Raw genomic sequence first — 16710 nt, forward strand, 5'->3', positions numbered from 1 at the left:
GGGTGATCGAGCGCCTCGCTCAGCACGGCCGCCGGGCGGCGTACGTCGTCCCGGCGGCCTGCTGGCTGCTGTCGACGAGCCTTCTTGCCGCCTCCGTCACCATGCAGCAGTCCGACCCATCGGCCATCTCTGGCATGCCGGGGTTCGGCGACGCGGCGTGGTGGTGGTCGGCAGGGGTGCTGACCCTGCAGGCGGTCGTGCTCTGGGTGCTGAGGGATCGCCCACTGGCCGCGCTCCTGCTGGTCGCCGCCGGGCTTCCCGCGCTCATGGTCCTGGGCGACGCCATCGGGGTCGGGCTCCTGGCGGTGCTCGTCGCGACGTACCGGGCGGCCCTCGCGGCGCCCGTCCGGCGGCTCGTGCCGGCCGTGCTCGGGGCCGGTGCCCTGGTGACGGCGGGCGTCACCGCCGCGGGGCTCCGGAGCGGCAGCGCGGAATCGGCGGCGGTCGTCGGGGGCCTTCTGCAGGGGTTGGCGGCAGTCGGCCTCCCCCTCGTTCTGGCGGCGCTCGTCGGGGCCCGACGAGAGGCCGACGCGGCGCTCGCGGGCACCGCCGAGGCGCAGAGCCGGGAGCGCGACGCCCTGGTGCAGGTGGTCGTCGAGCGGGAGCGGACGGCGATGGCGCGCGAGCTGCACGACATCGCGGCGCACCACCTCTCCGGCATCGCGGTGATGACCGCGGCCATCGGCCGGCAGATCGACGTCGACCCCGAGGGCGCCAAGCGCGCCGTCGCGCAGGTCCGCGAGCAGAGCACAGCGATGCTGCGGGACCTGCGGAACCTGGTGGTGCTGCTGCGCGACACCGAGTCGTCCGACCCGGACGGCCCGGTGCGGGTGGAGACGCTGGCCGGCGTCCCCGAGCTGGTCGCGCGGGCGAGGAACTCGGGCCTAGATGTGGCGCTCGAGACGTCGGGCCCCGTCGAGCAGGTGGCGGCCTCGGGCGCCATCGGCCCGCTCGCGCAGCTCGCGGCGTACCGCGTCGTCCAGGAGGCCCTCGCCAACGCGGCCCGGCACGCGCACGGCGCCCGCTGCGCCGTGCGGGTCGACGTGCACGAGGGGGACCACGTCCAGGTGCTGGTCCGCAACAGCGCCCCCGCGCCCGGCCAGGCGCTGGTCCCGCACGACCCGGGCTACGGACTGGTGGGGATGCGGGAGCGCGCCGAGCTCACCGGCGCCACGCTCCGGTACGGACCCACCAACGACGGCGGCTGGCAGGTCACGCTGGCGATCCCCACCGCACCGCAGACGACGAGCGCCGAGGAGCCCTCATGAGCGACGCCCTGCCCGCCGCCCAGACCGTGCGCGTGGTGGTGGCCGACGACCAGCCGCTGGTCCGCGCCGGCCTGTCCATGATGCTCGGGACCGAGCCCGGGATCGAGGTGGTGGGGCAGGCCGCCGACGGCGCGACCGCGGTGGCGCTGGCCCTCGCGCTGCGGCCCGACGTGGTCTGCATGGACATCCGCATGCCCGGCAAGGACGGCATCACCGCGACGCGCGAGCTGTGCGGCCCCGGCGTGGCAGACCCGATCCCCGTGCTCGTCCTGACGACCTTCGACGTCGACGAGTACCTGTTCGGCGCGCTTGAGGCGGGCGCATCGGGCTTCCTGCTCAAGGACGCCGAGCCCGCGACGCTCGTCGAGGCGGTCCGATCGGTGGCCGCCGGCCACGGCATGCTCGCGAACGAGCTGACCCGGCGGGTGCTCCGCGAGGTCGTGACCCGGCGCCGCACGCAGCCCGTGACGGCCGCCCGCGCGAGCGAGCTGCTGACCCCGCGCGAGCTCGACATCCTGCTGCTGCTGGCCCAGGGCATGTCCAACGAGGAGATCGCGCGCGAGCTGTTCCTCGAGGTGTCGACGGTCAAGTCGCACCTGGCCCGGTCCATGCCCAAGCTCGGCGTCAGGTCGCGGCTCCAGGCGGTGGTGTGGGCGTACCAGAACGGCATCGTCGACATCGGCAGCTGATCGGCGTCGTCCGCCCCCGGAGCGCCGCGGCCCTCCGCTACGCTCCGGCGGGGAGGTGGGCCATGACCGGTTTGACCGTCGACGAGAACGAGCAGCGGGCACTGTCCGCCGCGTTCGTGACGTGGGCACGCGCCGTCCGCGAGACGGCGGCGCCCGACGCGATGGCCGGCATGAGCGCGGCGATCCCCGGCTCCCACCTCGCATGGGTCGCCGGGCAGATCGGCGCCGTGCTGCAGAACCAGATCAGCTCCGCCGAGGGGCGGCTGGCCCGCCTGGCAGACGCCGCGCAGTCGACCAACGCGCACTACACGGCCTCGGACGAGATCCCCGCCCGGCTCTTCGACCGGCTCGGCCGGTGAGGCCGTCGCTGCCCACCCTGCGGACCTGGTCGGCCGACCGGATGGGGCGGGAGGCCGACGCGCTGCGGAGCTCAGCCGAGCACCTGGAGCGCATCGCCCGGGACGTCATGACATCGGTCGACACGCTCGCCCCCGGGTGGACGGGCGCCGCCGCCGACGCGGCGCGCGAGTCCGCCGCGGCAGAGCGCACCACGATCCTGCGCACGGCAGACCGGTGGGCCGGCGCCGCGCAGGCCCTCACCTCCTCGGCGAGCCAGATCGGCGACCTGCGGGCGCGCGTGCTCCGGCTCGTCGACGCCGCCACGGGAGAATGGCTGCGCGTCGACCCCGCAGGCAGGGTCGCCGCCGGCGGCCCGGGCGCCGACCTGCTGGGCTGGGTGCGGCGGCTCGCCATGGCGCAGCTGTACGGCCATCAGATCGGGGCCATGCTCACGGCCGTCGACCAGGCGGACCGCGACGCGGCGGCGGCGCTGGCGGCCGCGGGCGGCGACGACGTCGACGCCGCGACGCTCCTCGCGGCGGCGCCCGTGGGGCTCGACGGGCACGACCTGACACAGGCGGGCCCCGACGGGTTCCGCGTCGGGGCGCCGGACCGGCCGGAGATCACCTGGGACGAGGACTTCGTGTGGGACTCCGAGTCGCCGACAGCGGGCGACTGGGCCGCGGCGGCGGCGTGGAAGTCCAAGATGGCGGGAGCCCGGGTGCTTCGCCGCGACCTCACCGATGCCCTGGACGTGTACGCCCACTACTGGGGCAACTCCGGCGACGCCTTCCAGATCGACTACGACCGGGCGTACAGCCAGGACACCGGCGTCCAGGCGAACGTCGACCAGGAGATCGCCCGGGCGGCGGCGGGCGCCGACCGGATCGCGTCGGCAGGGGCGTCGTCGTTCGCGATGACGGGCGGGGCCACGCCGACGACCTCGTATCCCGTCACGGAGAACTGGCAGAAGACGATCGGCGGCTACCAGCAGTGGAGCAGCGCCGATGTCGCCGTCAGCGGAGGCGTCGTCACCATGACCGTCACCGTGCACGCCGAGGACTACTACAACTTCAACCGGGGACAGGCCGACATCGCGAGCAACGCCCCGGATGACGAGAACGGTCGTTTCACCGAGGTCGGGTGGGCCAAGCCGTTCCCGACGACGGGGACGCTGACGCGCACCGTCACCTGGCCGATCGGGAACCCCGCGTCGGCCACCACGTCCGCAGCAGAGGAAGAGGACGCACGATGAAGCCGCGGCACTCCCGGGCGCCCCGCGCCGTCGCCCTGCTGACGGTCCTGTGCGCCGTCCTGGCGGCGTGCGCCCCGAACCCCGCTGATCCTTCGAGCACGAGGAGCACCATGCCCAGCGAGTCGCCGACCAAGTCCGGCACGGGCGAGCTCCGGCACGACCTGGAGCCGTTGGTGAGCCGCATCCCGGCGCTGTCGGCGGTCGAGGAGGCGACGTGGCTGAGCGGGACACTGGGCGACCCCGGCGTGCCGGGACCGTCGCTCTACTGGATCGACGCCGTGGTCGTCCTGTCCCCCGGGGCGGCTGACGGGATGCGGGCCTCGCTCGACCTCGAGCCCGCCGCGGAGGCGCCCGACGCCGCCGACGGGCTCGATGGCGCGCTCCCCGACGGAGACCTGCTGCAGGGCCCCGCGCTCGACGAGGCGTTCTCCGCCGGAGAGTGGCGCACCACTGCCTACCTCGAGGCACAGGGGAACCGGCTGGTGCTGCTGGTCGTCGGCGAGTAGCCGCGCCGCCCGGGAGCGGGACCCGATCCCCGTCCCTGGCCGTGGACGTGCCGAGACGCCCGACCGCTGTGATCCGCGGTCGGGCGTCCCCGTGCTCAGCGGCTCAGCAGGTGGAGTTCGTCTGCGTCAGCAGCCCGAGCCGCCAGGGCAGCGCGTTGTAGTCACCTGACGCGTTCGGATCCATGCCCTGGTAGAGGTAGCGCAGGTTGCACGGGCTGATCTCCATCGTCTGGTCGATGCCGGAGCGCAGCATCTCGCCGTGGCTGATGTCGCGTGTCCAGGCGCCCGCCGGGAACGTGACGTTGCTGGCCCGGGCGAATGGGTTGGCCTCGGAGTCGGCCAGCGCCGTCCAGGAGCCGGTGATCGACGGGGCTGTCCAGGATCGGAAGTACCGCTTGCCGTCCGTGCCGATGGCCTCGTGGACCATGAGCCAGCTGTTCTGACCGGCGATCTTGTAGATGTTCGCGGCCTCGAAGAGTCGGAAGCGGTCAGAGTCCTGCATCGCGATGACGGTGTTGGTGAACCCGTTCGGGAAGTTCGCGACCGTCGTCTCCGAGCGGTACAGGTGCCCGTTGTCGTCGGAGGAGAACAGGTAGCACTTCGCGGTGTCGCACACGGTCCAGAAGTCGACCCAGTACCCGTCGCCGATGTTGTCGCGGATGATCTGCGGCTGCGAGGAGTAGAAGTTCTTGGGGGCCGACCAGGACGCCGGGTTGGAGATGTCGGTGGTGGTCGAGTACGAGCCGCCCGCGCCGGTCTGGTACACGAGGTACCACTGGTTCTGCGGGGCGAACCAGAACACCTGCGGCGCCGCCCGGTACCCGGCGCCGATGCCGGACCGGTCGAGGTAGTACGGCGTCGCTGACGCGGCCTGCGACCAGTCGGTGAAGCTCGTGTACTGCATCTGGTAGCTGCCCGCCCAGACCGTGGCGAACACGTGCCACTTGCCGTTGGCGTACACGACCGTCGGGTCCTTGACCGAGGTCGCGGCGTGCGAGCCGTCCGGCTTGGGGCCGATGAGCGCGCCGCTCGACGACCAGCGGAAGCTCGACGGGAGCGACCCGGTCGGGGCCGTGGTGGGCGGCGGCGTCGGGGTGGTGGTGGTCGGTGGGGGAGTGGGGGTCGTGGTGGTGGGCGGCGGGCTCACGGCGCCGTTGCACGGGGACCCGTTGAGGCTGAAGGCCGTCGGATTGGTGTTCGTTCCGCTGAACCCGCCGTTGAAGCCGAACTCCACCGAGCCGCCGGCGGGGATCTGCGGGTTGTAGTCGACGTTCCGCGCGGTCACCTGGTTGCCGCTCTGGGCCACGGTGGCGCTCCACGCCTGCTGCACCGTCTGGTTGCCGGGGAAGGCCCATGTGACGGTCCAGCCGTTGATCGCGGAGGCTCCGTGGTTGGTGATCTTGACGTTGGCGGTGAAGCCGTTGGGCCACTGGCTCGGCGCGGAGTACGTGACCGTGCAACCGCTGCCCGTGCCCGGTGCTGGGGCCGTGCTCGGGCCGGGGGTGGTGGGCGTCGGCCCGGGCGTCGTGGTGGTGGGCGTCGGGGTCGGGGTGGCCGCGTTGAGCGCGTTGAGGGTCGAGGTGTAGGCGGCCTTCTTGTTGCCCGAGCTGTCGAACAGCAGCGGGTTCTCCCCGGTGCGCCACGAGTCGCTGTCCCGGACGCCCCACACCGTGATGCCGGTGCACCGCGTCACGGCCAGGCAGGCCCGCGTCACGCTCTGGTAGATGCTCGCCTGGTTGCCGCCCTGGGCCACGTCGAGCTCGGTGATCTGCACGTCCACGCCCAGATCGGCGAACCGCTGGAGGTTGGCCTGGTAGTCGCCCGGGATCGTGGAGCCGAGGTGGCTCTGGAAGCCGACGCAGTCGATGGGCACCCCGCGGGCCTTGAAGTCCCGGACCATGGTGTAGATGCCCGTCGACTTCGCGTTGATCCCGTCGGTGTTGTAGTCGTTGTAGCAGAGTTTGGCGTTCGGGTCGGCGGCCCGGGCGGCGCGGAACGCGGCCTCGATCCAGTCGTCGCCGGTGCGCTGCAGGTTGGAGTCGCGGCGGCCGCCCGACCCGCCGTCCGCGAACGCCTCGTTGACCACGTCCCAGCTGTGGATCTTGCCCTTGTAGTAGGTGGCCACCTGGGTGATGTGGTTGAGCATCGCGTTCCGCAGCGCGGTCCCGGACATGCTCTGCATCCACCCCGGCTGCTGCTGGTGCCAGGCGAGCGCGTGCCCTCGGACCTGCTTGCCGTTCTGCCGCGCCCAGTTCACGATCCGGTCGCCGCTCGAGTAGTTGAACTGGTTCTGCGACGGCTCCGTCGCGTCCATCTTCATCTCGTTCTCGGCCGTGATCATGGTGAACTCGCGGTTCGCGATGGTCGTGTAGGTCGAGTCGTTCAGCCGGCCCGCGGCCAGTGCGGCGCCGAAGTAGCGGCCGCTCTGCGCGGCCGCCTCGCCCAGCGTGCTGGCGGCGGCCTGGGCGGGGAAGGCCGCGGAGAGGCCGGCGAGCGCGAGGGCCGCCGACAGTGTGGTGGCGGCGAGAGCTCGTCGCCTCCGTTGCGGTGTGGTGGTCATGGGTCGCCTCTCTGAGAGCACCTGGCGTCACCGACAGGTGGGCGGGGCCGACCGAGCCGTGCCGTCCGCGCGGGCGGACCGCAGCGGGCGCCGGCGCGGCACGCTCATGCCCGCCGGTGGGACCGTCGCGTGCGGGCGTCGTCGTCGACCGCCCGCACGGCTGCGGTGGTGCGTGGAGGAGACGATCTCGATAGCCGTGTGAGCGCTCACATTGGCGCCGCGCTCGGCGCGCTTCCAGCCGTGAAACGTTTCCTCCCCGCGGCGCCGGTGAAGCCACGGTCAGGCGCTCGAGCCGCGCACCACCAAGCCCACCGGCGCCGTCAACCGCACCGGCTCCCCGTCGTCACCGGAGATCCTGCGCTCGATCACGGACACCGCGTGCCGCACGATCCAGTCGCGGCTCACGTTCACCGAGGACAGCGCCGGGGTCGCGAACTCGCTCATCCGCAGGTCGTCGAAGCCCACCACGGCGACGTCCTGCGGCACGCGCAGCCCCGCGTCGTGCAGGGCCGCGAGGACGCCGTGGGCGATCTCGTCGGTGATCGCGAAGACGGCGTCGAACACGAGCCCGTCCGCCAGCGCCCCCGCCACGGCGCGACGGGCGTCGGCCGCCGCGTACCGGGCCCCGCCCAGCAGCAGCCGCTCGTCCGGGACGACCCCCGTCTCCTCGTGCGCGGAGTACCACCCCTGCGTGCGCAGCCCTGCCATCGAGTCCGGCTCGGGGGCGCCGTCACCGCGGCCCACCGCCACCCCGCCCGCGACGGCGACCCGCCGGGCCCCGCGGTCCAGCAGATGCCGCACCGCCAGGCGCGCCCCCTCCGAGTTCGCGATGCACACGTGGTCGAAGCGGGGCGGCACGGGCTGCTCGCCGAGCAGCAGCAGCGGCTGGGCGCTGCGCAGCGCGTCGACCTCCTCGTACGCCAGGCCCACTGCGCTGAGAATGACTCCGTCATACAGCCCGAGCCGGGCCTGCGACAACGCCGACAGCTCGCCCTCCCGGCTGGCGCCCGACTGTGTGACGACCAGGTGCCGGCCGTGACGGGCGAACTCCGTCGCGAAGCCCGCCGCCAACTCGGCGAAGTACGCGTGGTCGAAGCTCGGCACGATGAGGGCGACGGTGTCGACCCGGCCGGCGCGCAGCCGGCGGGCGGTCAGGTTCACCTCGTAGCCCAGCTCGTCGACCGCCGTCAGCACGCGCGAACGCGTCTCGTCGCCCACCCGAGGCCGGTCGTTGAGCACGTTCGACACCGTCATGGTGGAGACGCCCGCGAGCCGCGCGACGTCGCTCATGGTCGCCATGCGCCTGCGCTTGCCCACCGGCGGTTCCACCGCGCGCCTCCCAGGCTCCGGGCGCGGTCGGCGCGCCTCTTCGGTGGGCCACTGTTCCAGCCGCGCGGCCTTCCCACCAGGGTCATCTCGGCGCGCGTCGTTGCGGCGCCGCACCTGTGCAGATAGACAAGCGCGCGACGAAGGAGCCCCATGAGCCAGGTCCAGCACGAGCCCATCACGCTGCCCGATGGGACCACCCTGCGCGCCACGGTCCACCGGCCGGAGACCACGCGACCCGCGCCGGTCGTGCTGGCCCTCACCCCGTACCCCGTGGACGCGGCCCGGCAGGAGATGGGGGAGTCCGAGCTGGTGGCCCGCGGCCTCGCGGTGGTCGTCGTGGCCCTGCGCGGCACCGGCGCCTCGGAGGGCGTGTTCGTGCCGTGGGCGCGGCATGCCGAGGACGCGCACGCGGTGGTCGACTGGTGCGCGCGCCAGCCGTGGGCCAGCGGGGCGGTGGTCGGCTGGGGGCGCTCCTACCTGGCGCAGGCCCAGCTGTACCTGGCGTCCACCGGCCACCCCGCGCTGCGTGCGATGCACCTGGGCGTGTGCCCCGGCGACCCGGTCGAGATCATCTACCGGGGTGGGGCCGTCGTGCTGGGCTCCGCGCTCGGCTGGGCCACGGCGATGACGCGCGGGGAGTTGATGCGCGCCGCCGCACGCGGCGAGGACGTCACGGCCGAGCTCGAGGAGTGGGAGGCGCTCGCGGCCGACCCCGACGCCGCCGCCCGGACGGCGCCGCTCGCCGGCCTGCCGTTGCTCGCCCGGCGGTTCCCGGCGTGGCAGGAGTGGATGACCCACCCGGCCAGCGACCCGTGGTGGGGGCAGTGGGCGCTGCCACCCCGGCCCGCCGTGCCGACGCTGTTCGTCGCGGGGTGGCACGACATCTTCCGGGACCTCACGCTGCGGCAGTTCGCCGAGGCGCAGCACCCGGGGTCACGGCTCGTCGTGGGTCCCTGGGGCCATGGCGCCCCCGCGCAGGCGATGGGGGAGGTCGACTACGGGCGCGCTGCCGCCCGTGGCGCCGAGGAGCTGGGCGCGGAGGCCGTCGAGTTCCTGGTGGAGCACGCCACCGCGCCCCCCGCCGACGCCACGCCCGCCCTCGGCGCGGTGACCGGTCCGCGGGTCCGCGTGTTCGTCATGGGCGAGAACACGTGGCGCGACCTTGCTGAGTGGCCCCCCGCAGACACGGTCCCGACGCCATGGCACCTGGCCCCCGGTGGGACGCTGCAGCCCGATCCCGTCCACGGCGAGGCGGAGCCCTCCACGTTCGTCCACGACCCGGCCGACCCGGTGCCGACGATCGGCGGCCCCAACCTGTTCCCCCGCGGCGACGCTGCGCGGGCCACCGGGCCCTGGGACCAGCGCCCCCTCGATGGCCGGGCCGACGTGCTGCGTTTCGTGTCCGCGCCCCTCGCCGCCGACCTCACCGTCATCGGGGACGTTGTCGCGCACCTGTGCGCGGCCACCGACGCGCTGGACGCCGACTGGGCGGCCAAGCTGGTCGACGTGCACCCCGACGGCACGGCGCTCCCCGTGCTGGACGGCATCTCCCGGGCCCGCGAGGTGCTCGGAGAGCTGGTCCCACCCGGCGAGGTGCGGGAGGTCGCCGTGGACCTCGGCGCCACCGCGCACACGTTCCTCGCCGGCCACCGGCTCCGGGTGGACGTCTCGAGCTCCAACTTCCCCCGCTTCGACCCGAATCCGGGGACGGGCGAGGGAACCGGCGTCACCGCCCGATCGGCGTTCCGGGTGGCACATCAGCAGGTGCGCCACGACGGCCGCCACGCATCGCGGATCGTCCTGCCTGTCGCGCCCTGATCGCGCGTCGCCCCCGATCCCGGCGAATGTCGGATCCCGGGTGCAGGATCTCTGCATGGACGTCATGGGCTGGCTGCTCGACTCCGACCCGGCTCTCCGTTGGCAGGTGCTGCGCGACCTGACGGACGCGCCAGCGGAGGAGGTCGCGGCCGAGCGGTCGCGCGTCGCGCGTGAGGGGTGGGGTGCGCAGCTGCTCGCCGCCCAAGAGCCGGACGGGCGGTGGGGAGGTGGCACGTTCTTCCCCGAGTGGACCTCGACCGAGTCGTCGCTGCGCCTGCTGTACCGGTTCGGCCTGGACCCCGCCTCCGACGAGGCGCGGCGGGCCATCGCGCCGGTCCACGAGGCTGCCCGCTGGGAGTACGACCCGGGCATGCGCTTCTTCGACGGCGAGGTGGAGCCCTGCATCAACGGCCGCGCCGTGGCCATCGGCTCGTACTTCGGCCAGGACGTCCGTGGCATCGTCGACCGGCTGTTGGGCGAGCAGATGGCCGACGGCGGGTGGAACTGCGAGCAGGAGAGGGGCTCGACGCGCGGCTCGTTCGACACGACACTCAACGTGCTCGAAGGGCTGCTCGAGTTCGAGCGCTCGACCGGGCCGGACCCCGACGTCGCTGCCGCCCGGCTGCGCGGCGAGGAGTACCTGCTCGACAGACGGCTGCTGCGCCGCCTGTCCGACGGGCAGATCCCGCAGGCCCGCTGGCTGGCGGTCGGGTTCCCCAACAGCTGGCACTACGAAGTCGGCCGGGTGCTCGACTACCTGCGGCAGACGCGCTCCGCGCCGGACGAGCGGATGACCGAGGCGATCGACATCCTCGCGTCGAAGGGCGACCCGCAGGGCTGGTGGCCGCTCGAGCACGCCTATCACTCGGCCTTGCACGTCGACCTGGGCGAGGCCGAGGGGCAGCCGAGCCGCTGGATCACCCTGCGCGCGCTCCGCGTGATGCGCTGGGCTGACGCGTCGTGACCTCGCGCGGCAGGCGCATCACGCGCGCCCGGCCAACCGACGGCAAGCCAGCGTCACGTCCTCAGTCGAAGTCGAGCACGAAGTACGGGCCAGCGTCGTCGTGCTCGATGCGCCCGCTCCCCGTGAGCCCCACAAGGTCGCCGGTCCCCGACCCCGGCACCACATGCGCGAACGCGCTGGCGTTGCCGAGCTCGAGCCCGCCGTGGTGCACGGTGAACGCGCCCGTCCTGCCGTCGTCGAGCACGCCGTCGATGCGCTCGGCGGCGAGGTAGCCGCGGCGGCCCTCCTCCTCGCCCGAGGAGAGGAAGTGCGCGACGCTCGTGCCGAGGATGCCCGCGGTGTACGTCTTGTGCATCACCACGGCGTCGAGCCAGTCGCCGACGATCCCGCCGAGAGCGGCGGGGTCCCACCCGTCCACGTCGAACCGGGCGACGACCGTGTCGACGGTGGGGGCGAGCGCCGCGAGCCCGTCGAGCATCATGTGCCAGTTGGCGGCGGCGTGCTGGGCGCCGCTCTCGTCGCGGTTGCCGTCCTGGACCACGGTGACACGGCTGCCGCCGTCCTCAGCCTCGACCTCGTAGGTGACGGTCTGGTGGTTCTCCGGCTCGTCGGGCAGCCCCGAGGACGGGCTGAAGAAGTCGGTCACGATGAGCCGGGGCCGGTCGGCCTCGAGGACGACGCCACGGTCCTCATAGGCCTGTCCTTGCCACTCGCCCTGGTAGCGGATCGGGCTGCCGACCCGCCAGTCGGTGGTGAGCTCGGTGCCGAAGAAGTACTGCCGCACCAGCGCCGGGTCGGTGAGCGCCCGCCAGACCGCCTCCGGTGCCGCATTGATGTGGATGTCCGCGCGTGCCTCGTGCATGGCCCCGCCCTCGTGTCGCGCCGGTGCTGCCGTCCCTCTCATCGTCACCTCGAGCCTGTCGGCCGTCGAGCGGGACCTCGTCGACGCGAGGCTCGGGGCCTGAGACACGAGGATGTGATGAAGGCCATGGCCCACCGTCGAGGACGCCGTGCCGGGCCCGCGCGGAGGCGCCCTCGGATGCGTGCGAAAGTGCCGCGCACATCGCCGGATTCCGCGTGACTATCCCGTTTTCACCGCCTTTATCGGCCGTCTCATCACCCAGATGCGCCTCCCTGGACATTTGACCAGCGCCGCTCGCGCGAGGCACACTGGTACTCGACAGTGCGCATCGCCTGCCCCCTGCGCGGTGCGCACTGTTCTTCGTCCGGGCTCGGGCGGGCGGCTGAGAAGCCCCCGCCCGAGGACCCGTGACAGCTCCCCGATCTCGGGTTCGAGCGCTCCTTCTCTCCTCCCTCCCCAGTCTTCGTGGCTGTGGCGTATCTCGCTGTGCGCGCGGTCCCGGCGCGCCCGCAGGGCCATCGAGGCCGCAGGGCATTAGCGTTCGGCGGGTGAACGTTCCCGCGCGCGCACCCGGCTCGGGACCCGACGTGGATCCCGCCGTCGACGCGACCCCGAACCCTGCCTCATCCGACGCTGCCCCGCGCCTCGGCGTGCCTGCCCAGCCCTCGGCGCCGGGGCCCGCGGTGGTCGAGCCCTCCACCGCCGCCGAGCTGCTCGGCAGCGCGCTCGCCGCGTGGCGCGCCGCGCTCGTCGAAGCCGCGGGCGGATCCACGCTGGTCGACGTCGACCTGCTCGGCGACGCCGCGCTCGACCTCTCGGCAGCCCACCCGTCCGGCATCGCCCAGCTGTTCGCCGGACGTGAGACGCGCCTGTCCAACCTCGTGCGCGAGGGCGGAGCCCTCGCCAGCGCCAAGCGGCGGGCCCGCGCGGTCAGCGCGCGGGCCGAGCGGTACGCCCAGCGGTACGGCATCGCCCCGACGTACCTGGCCATAGGCGTCGCGACGTGGACCGAGCGCACCACCCCTGACATTGCCGCGGACGACGTCGCGGCCCTCGCCGCGGTCACCCGCCCCCACGTCCCCGCTCCGCGCTCCGACCATGCCGAGGGGGAGGAGGGCGCGCCCACCGCCCGCACGGTCCGGGCACCGGTCCTGCTCCGGCCCGTGTCGCTCCGCGCCCGGGGCAGCGGCGAGAGCGACTACGAGCTCACGCTCGAGCCGTCGCTCGAGGTGAACCCCGTGATCGCCCGGGCGTTGCGCAGCCGCGGCGCGCTGCTCGACCCCGGCGCCGTGGCACGCGGCGCCTTCACCGGCACGGGCTTCGAGCCGCGACCGGCGCTGCAGCGCCTGATGTCGCTGGGCGAGGCCGTGCTGGAGGACTTCCGGCTCGACGAGAGCCTCGTCGTGGGCACGTTCGTGCATCCCGGCCAGGTGCTCGTGGACGATCTCGACAGCCTGGCTGGCACGCTCGACCGGCACGAGGTCGTCGCGGCGCTCGCCGGGGTCCCCGACGCGCGGGTCCGGCTCGCCCGGCCGCTGCCGGATCCCGTGCGCGGCGATCGCGACCCCGACCTGGAGCGCGGCGTCGGCGACCTCGACCCGGCGCAGCAGCACGTGCTCGACGTGCTCGCCACAGGGGAGCACCTCTTCATCGACGCCCCCACCGGCTGCGACGTCACGGGGACCCTCGCCGCGGTGGTCGCCGACGCGGCCGCCTCCGGGCGGTCGGTGCTGTACGTCCCCGGGCACCGGCGGGCCGCCGCCGCGCTCAGCGGGCGCCTGGACGAGCTGGGCCTGAGCGACCTGCTGCTCGACGTGGCGCCCGAGGCGGGGTGGCGCACCGCTGCCGGTCGGCGCCTGCTCGCGGCCATGACCCTCGGGGCCGACCCGATCGACACCGCGCGGCTCAGCGCCCTCCGGCGCGACCTCGTCGCGCACCGCGAGCAGCTGCGCGCCTACGTGGACGCGCTGCACGCCGCTCGGCTGCCCTGGGGCGCGTCGGCCTACGACGCGCAGCAGGCCCTTGCCCGGCTGACGGCCACCCGCCCCGCCCCGCGCACGCGGGTGCGGCTGCCGGTGGAGGTCGCCCGGGCGCTCGACGCGCCGCGTCGCGAGCAGCTCGCCAGCACGCTGGAACGGGCCGCCCGGCTCGGGGCCTTCACGCTGCGGCCCACCGACACCCCCTGGTACAGCGCCGACCTGCGCACCGCCGAGGCCGCCGCCCAGACCCTGGCGCGCCTCGACCGGCTGCTGACCACCGGCCTGCCCGGCGTCACCCGGCGTGTGCGGGAGGTGGCGGACACCACCGGCCTGCTCGAGGCCGGTTCGCTCACGGCATGGGGCGAGCAGCTGGTGATGCTCGCTGGCATCCGTGGCGCCCTCGACGTGTTCCAGCCGATGATCTTCGAGCGGACCGCCGCCGACCTGGTCGCGGCCACCGCCACCAAGGAGTGGCGCGCCGACCGCGGGATGCCGATGGGCTTCTGGCTGCGGCGCCGGCTGCGCAAGCAGGCCCGCGACATGGTGCGGCCCGGCCGCCCGGTCGCCGACCTGCACAGCGCGCTCATCGAAGTCCAGGTGCAGCGTGACATCTGGCAGGCGCACTGCCCGGCCGGCGGCTGGCCCCGCCTGCCCGAGGGCTTGACCACCATGGAAGCCGAGCTGCGCGACGTGCTGGCCGACATCGAGGCGCTCGACCAGGTGCTGGCAGCGACCCCCGGCGGGGGACGGCTGGCCGAGATCCCGTTCGCCGAGCTCGTGGACCGCCTGCAGCGCCTGCAGGACGACGCGGCCGCGCTGGAGACCCTGCCCGAGCGCACCTCGACGCTCGCCGAGCTCGTGGGCGCAGGGCTGGGCGGGCTCGTCGAGGACTTCATCGCCCGCCGGCTGGACCCCGCGATGGCGGGACCTGAGCTCGAGCTCGCGTGGTGGAGCACCGTCTTCGAGCACATCCTCACCGCCGACCCCGCCCTCGCCGGGTACGACGGCGCGGCCCTCGGGGCCCTGAGCGCCGAGTACGCGGCGCTCGACCGGGAGCACGTGGCCAGCCTGCCCGGCCCGGTGCGCAGCGCCGTCGTCGGGCACGTCTCCGCAGCTCTGCGCGCCTACCGCGACCAGGCGGAGTCGCTGTTCGCCGAGCTCATCGGGGACCGCATGACGAGCCTGCGCGACACGGTGGCGCGCTACCCGGACCTGGTCCGCAAGCTGCGCCCAGTGCTCGCCGCCGCGCCGATGCTGGTGCCGCAGGTGCTCCCCGCCGGGCGCACCGTGGACCTGGTGGTCATCGACGCGGCCGCGCACCTGCCCATCGAGATCGCCCTCGCGGCGATCGCCCGCGGGCGGCAGGTGGTCGTGGTGGGCGACGCGCGCTGCGCCTCCGGCACCGCCGTGCGGGAGCTCGCCGACGTGCTCCCGGTCGTCGCGCTGCGCGCCGACGCCTCGCGTCGCGACCCCTACCTGACCCAGTTCCTCGCCGACCACGGGTACGCCGGGGTGCTCAGCCCCACCCCGCTGCCGCACAGCGCCCCCCTGGTGCGCTTGGACGTGGTGGAGGGGACGGGCATGCCCGACGCGAAGACGGGCACCGTCGACAGCACCCGCGCCGAGGTGGAGCACGTCCTCGAGGCCGTGCTGACCCACGCGCTGATGCACCCCGACGAGTCGCTCGCGGTCATCACCTCGTCGCCGCTGCACGCCGAGCAGGTGCGGGAGCGGGTGCTCGCCGAGGTCCGGGACAACCCCGCCCTCGCGGTGTTCTTCGACGCACGACGGCCCGAGCCGTTCGTCGTCGCCGATCTGGCCGGGGTGGCCGGCCTGCGCCGGGACGCCGTCCTGCTGTCCCTCGGGTACGGCCGCACGCCCCACGGGCGGGTGCTGCACCGGTTCGGGCCCATCAGCGCGCCCGGCGGCGACGCCCTGCTGCTCGACGCCCTGGGCGCCACGCGGCACCGGCTGCACGTCGTCTCGTGCTTCGGCGCCGACGACCTGGACCGCGACCGGCTTCGGGGGCCTGGCGCCCAGCTGCTGCTGGCCCTGCTCGAGTTCGCCGCGCGACGCGGCAGCGGCGACACCACGTCGCTGACCGGAGGCCCGGGAGCTGACGGGTCGACGGGCGGCGCCGAGCACGCCTCGGTCGAGCCGGCCGCCCTCCAGCCTGACGCCACGGCGCGCGACGCGGCGGTGGCCGCCCCGGCGAACCCCCGCCCGGCGCCGGCAGCCGCCCTCAACGAGTCCGACCGCCTGGTGCTGGACCTCGCCGAGCGGTTGTGGCGTCATGGCCTGCTGGTCGAGGTGGACCACGGGCTGCCGGGCGGCACCCGCATCCCCTTGGTCGTGGGACACCCCGAGCTGCCGGGGGAGATGCTGGTGGCGGTGCTCACCGACGATGACGCCTATGTCGCCGAGCAGAGCGTGCGCGTGCGTGACCGGCAGATCGCCGATCGCCTCGAGCGGCTGGGCTGGAGCACGGTGCAGGTCTGGTCGGCTGCCGCGTTCCTCGATCCGCAGGCCGAGGTGGACCGCATCCGCCGGGTCGTCCAGGCGCGGCTGGTGGCCTCCCGCCCCGCGCCCGTCCAGGCGCCCCGGGTGCCCGTGGAGCCGGTCGCCCAGGCGGCGCTCCCGCAGCGGCTGCCGGTCGGACGCGTGGTGGAGTACGCCCCGCAGACGGGCGCCCTGCCTTTCGTGCTCGACCCGCACTCGCTGACCGGGGCCATCCCCGTCGTGGCGGATCCCGCCCCCGCCGCGTCCGCGGGGCCCGCGACGGCAGGCGCAGGGCAGCACCCCGAGGCCGCCGGCGCGGCGCCGGGCCCCACCGTGACGTGGGGGCTCGACGGGTCCGGCGCCCCGACAACCGGCGGCGGCGGCGCGGAGCAGCCGGCGCTCCCGGTGCGGGCGCGTCCGCGTCCGCCTGTGCGCAGCGGGCTCCCGATCAGCGCGTACAGCGACGACGAGATCGACGAGGTCGTGGCCTGGCTGGTCTCGGACGGCGCCGAGCGCTCCCGGGACGAGCTGGCCGCCGAGGTCCGCGCAGAGCTGGGCATCACCCGCCGCAGCTCCCGGGTGGACGCGGTGATCGCCTCCGCAGTGCGTCGCGCGCCGCGCTGAGCGACCGGTATCGGGCCG

At 74.3% G+C, this 16710-nt stretch carries 11 protein-coding genes; 8 read left to right on the plus strand and 3 right to left on the minus strand.

Annotated elements, in window-relative coordinates; genetic code table 11:
• Positions 1-2: 2 nt before the first annotated feature.
• From NP064_RS03700 to NP064_RS03720, 5 genes are all read left to right on the plus strand, one after another.
• Positions 3-1268, plus strand: a complete 1266-nt coding sequence (locus NP064_RS03700; protein WP_227567859.1) for a sensor histidine kinase — start codon at positions 3-5, stop codon at positions 1266-1268.
• Positions 1265-1957 carry a response regulator gene (locus NP064_RS03705; RefSeq protein ID WP_227567858.1) on the plus strand — a complete coding sequence of 231 codons (693 nt, stop codon included), beginning with the start codon at positions 1265-1267 and terminating at the stop codon, positions 1955-1957. The genes NP064_RS03700 and NP064_RS03705 overlap by 4 nt, the downstream gene beginning before the upstream one ends.
• Positions 1958-2019: 62 nt before the next feature.
• Positions 2020-2316, plus strand: coding sequence for a hypothetical protein (locus NP064_RS03710; RefSeq protein ID WP_227567857.1), 297 nt, complete (start codon positions 2020-2022; stop codon positions 2314-2316).
• Positions 2313-3551, plus strand: coding sequence for a hypothetical protein (locus NP064_RS03715; protein WP_227567856.1), 1239 nt, complete (start codon positions 2313-2315; stop codon positions 3549-3551). Before NP064_RS03710 ends, NP064_RS03715 begins: the two co-directional genes overlap by 4 nt.
• Positions 3552-3661: 110 nt before the next feature.
• Positions 3662-4057 carry a hypothetical protein gene (locus NP064_RS03720; RefSeq protein WP_227567855.1) on the plus strand — a complete coding sequence of 132 codons (396 nt, stop codon included), beginning with the start codon at positions 3662-3664 and terminating at the stop codon, positions 4055-4057.
• A 103-nt stretch (positions 4058-4160) separates the two neighbouring features.
• Here the strand turns inward: NP064_RS03720 and NP064_RS16700 are convergent, their stop codons facing one another.
• Positions 4161-6617: a non-reducing end alpha-L-arabinofuranosidase family hydrolase gene (locus NP064_RS16700; RefSeq protein ID WP_227567854.1), complete on the minus strand. Its 2457-nt coding sequence runs from the start codon at positions 6615-6617 to the stop codon at positions 4161-4163.
• Positions 6618-6896: 279 nt separating this feature from the next.
• Positions 6897-7907, minus strand: coding sequence for a LacI family DNA-binding transcriptional regulator (locus tag NP064_RS03730; protein WP_227567853.1), 1011 nt, complete (start codon positions 7905-7907; stop codon positions 6897-6899).
• 189 nt (positions 7908-8096) lie between these two features.
• Here NP064_RS03730 and NP064_RS03735 point away from each other — a divergent pair, with 189 nt between their 5' ends.
• Positions 8097-9764 carry a CocE/NonD family hydrolase gene (locus NP064_RS03735; protein ID WP_227567852.1) on the plus strand — a complete coding sequence of 556 codons (1668 nt, stop codon included), beginning with the start codon at positions 8097-8099 and terminating at the stop codon, positions 9762-9764.
• 55 nt (positions 9765-9819) lie between these two features.
• On the plus strand, positions 9820-10728 hold the full coding sequence (locus NP064_RS03740; RefSeq protein WP_227567851.1) for a hypothetical protein: 909 nt from the start codon (positions 9820-9822) through the stop codon (positions 10726-10728).
• 61 nt (positions 10729-10789) lie between these two features.
• On the opposite strand, the gene NP064_RS03745 is transcribed toward NP064_RS03740, so the two are convergent.
• Entirely contained in the window at positions 10790-11590 is an 801-nt protein-coding gene (locus tag NP064_RS03745; protein WP_227567850.1) for an SRPBCC domain-containing protein, read from the minus strand.
• 548 nt (positions 11591-12138) lie between these two features.
• On the opposite strand from NP064_RS03745, the gene NP064_RS03750 reads away from it, so the two are divergent.
• Positions 12139-16692, plus strand: coding sequence for a hypothetical protein (locus tag NP064_RS03750; RefSeq protein ID WP_227567849.1), 4554 nt, complete (start codon positions 12139-12141; stop codon positions 16690-16692).
• The last annotated feature ends 18 nt before the right edge of the window (positions 16693-16710 follow it).

It is taken from the genome of Cellulomonas chengniuliangii (genome assembly GCF_024508335.1).
GTDB lineage: Bacteria > Actinomycetota > Actinomycetes > Actinomycetales > Cellulomonadaceae > Cellulomonas_A > Cellulomonas_A chengniuliangii.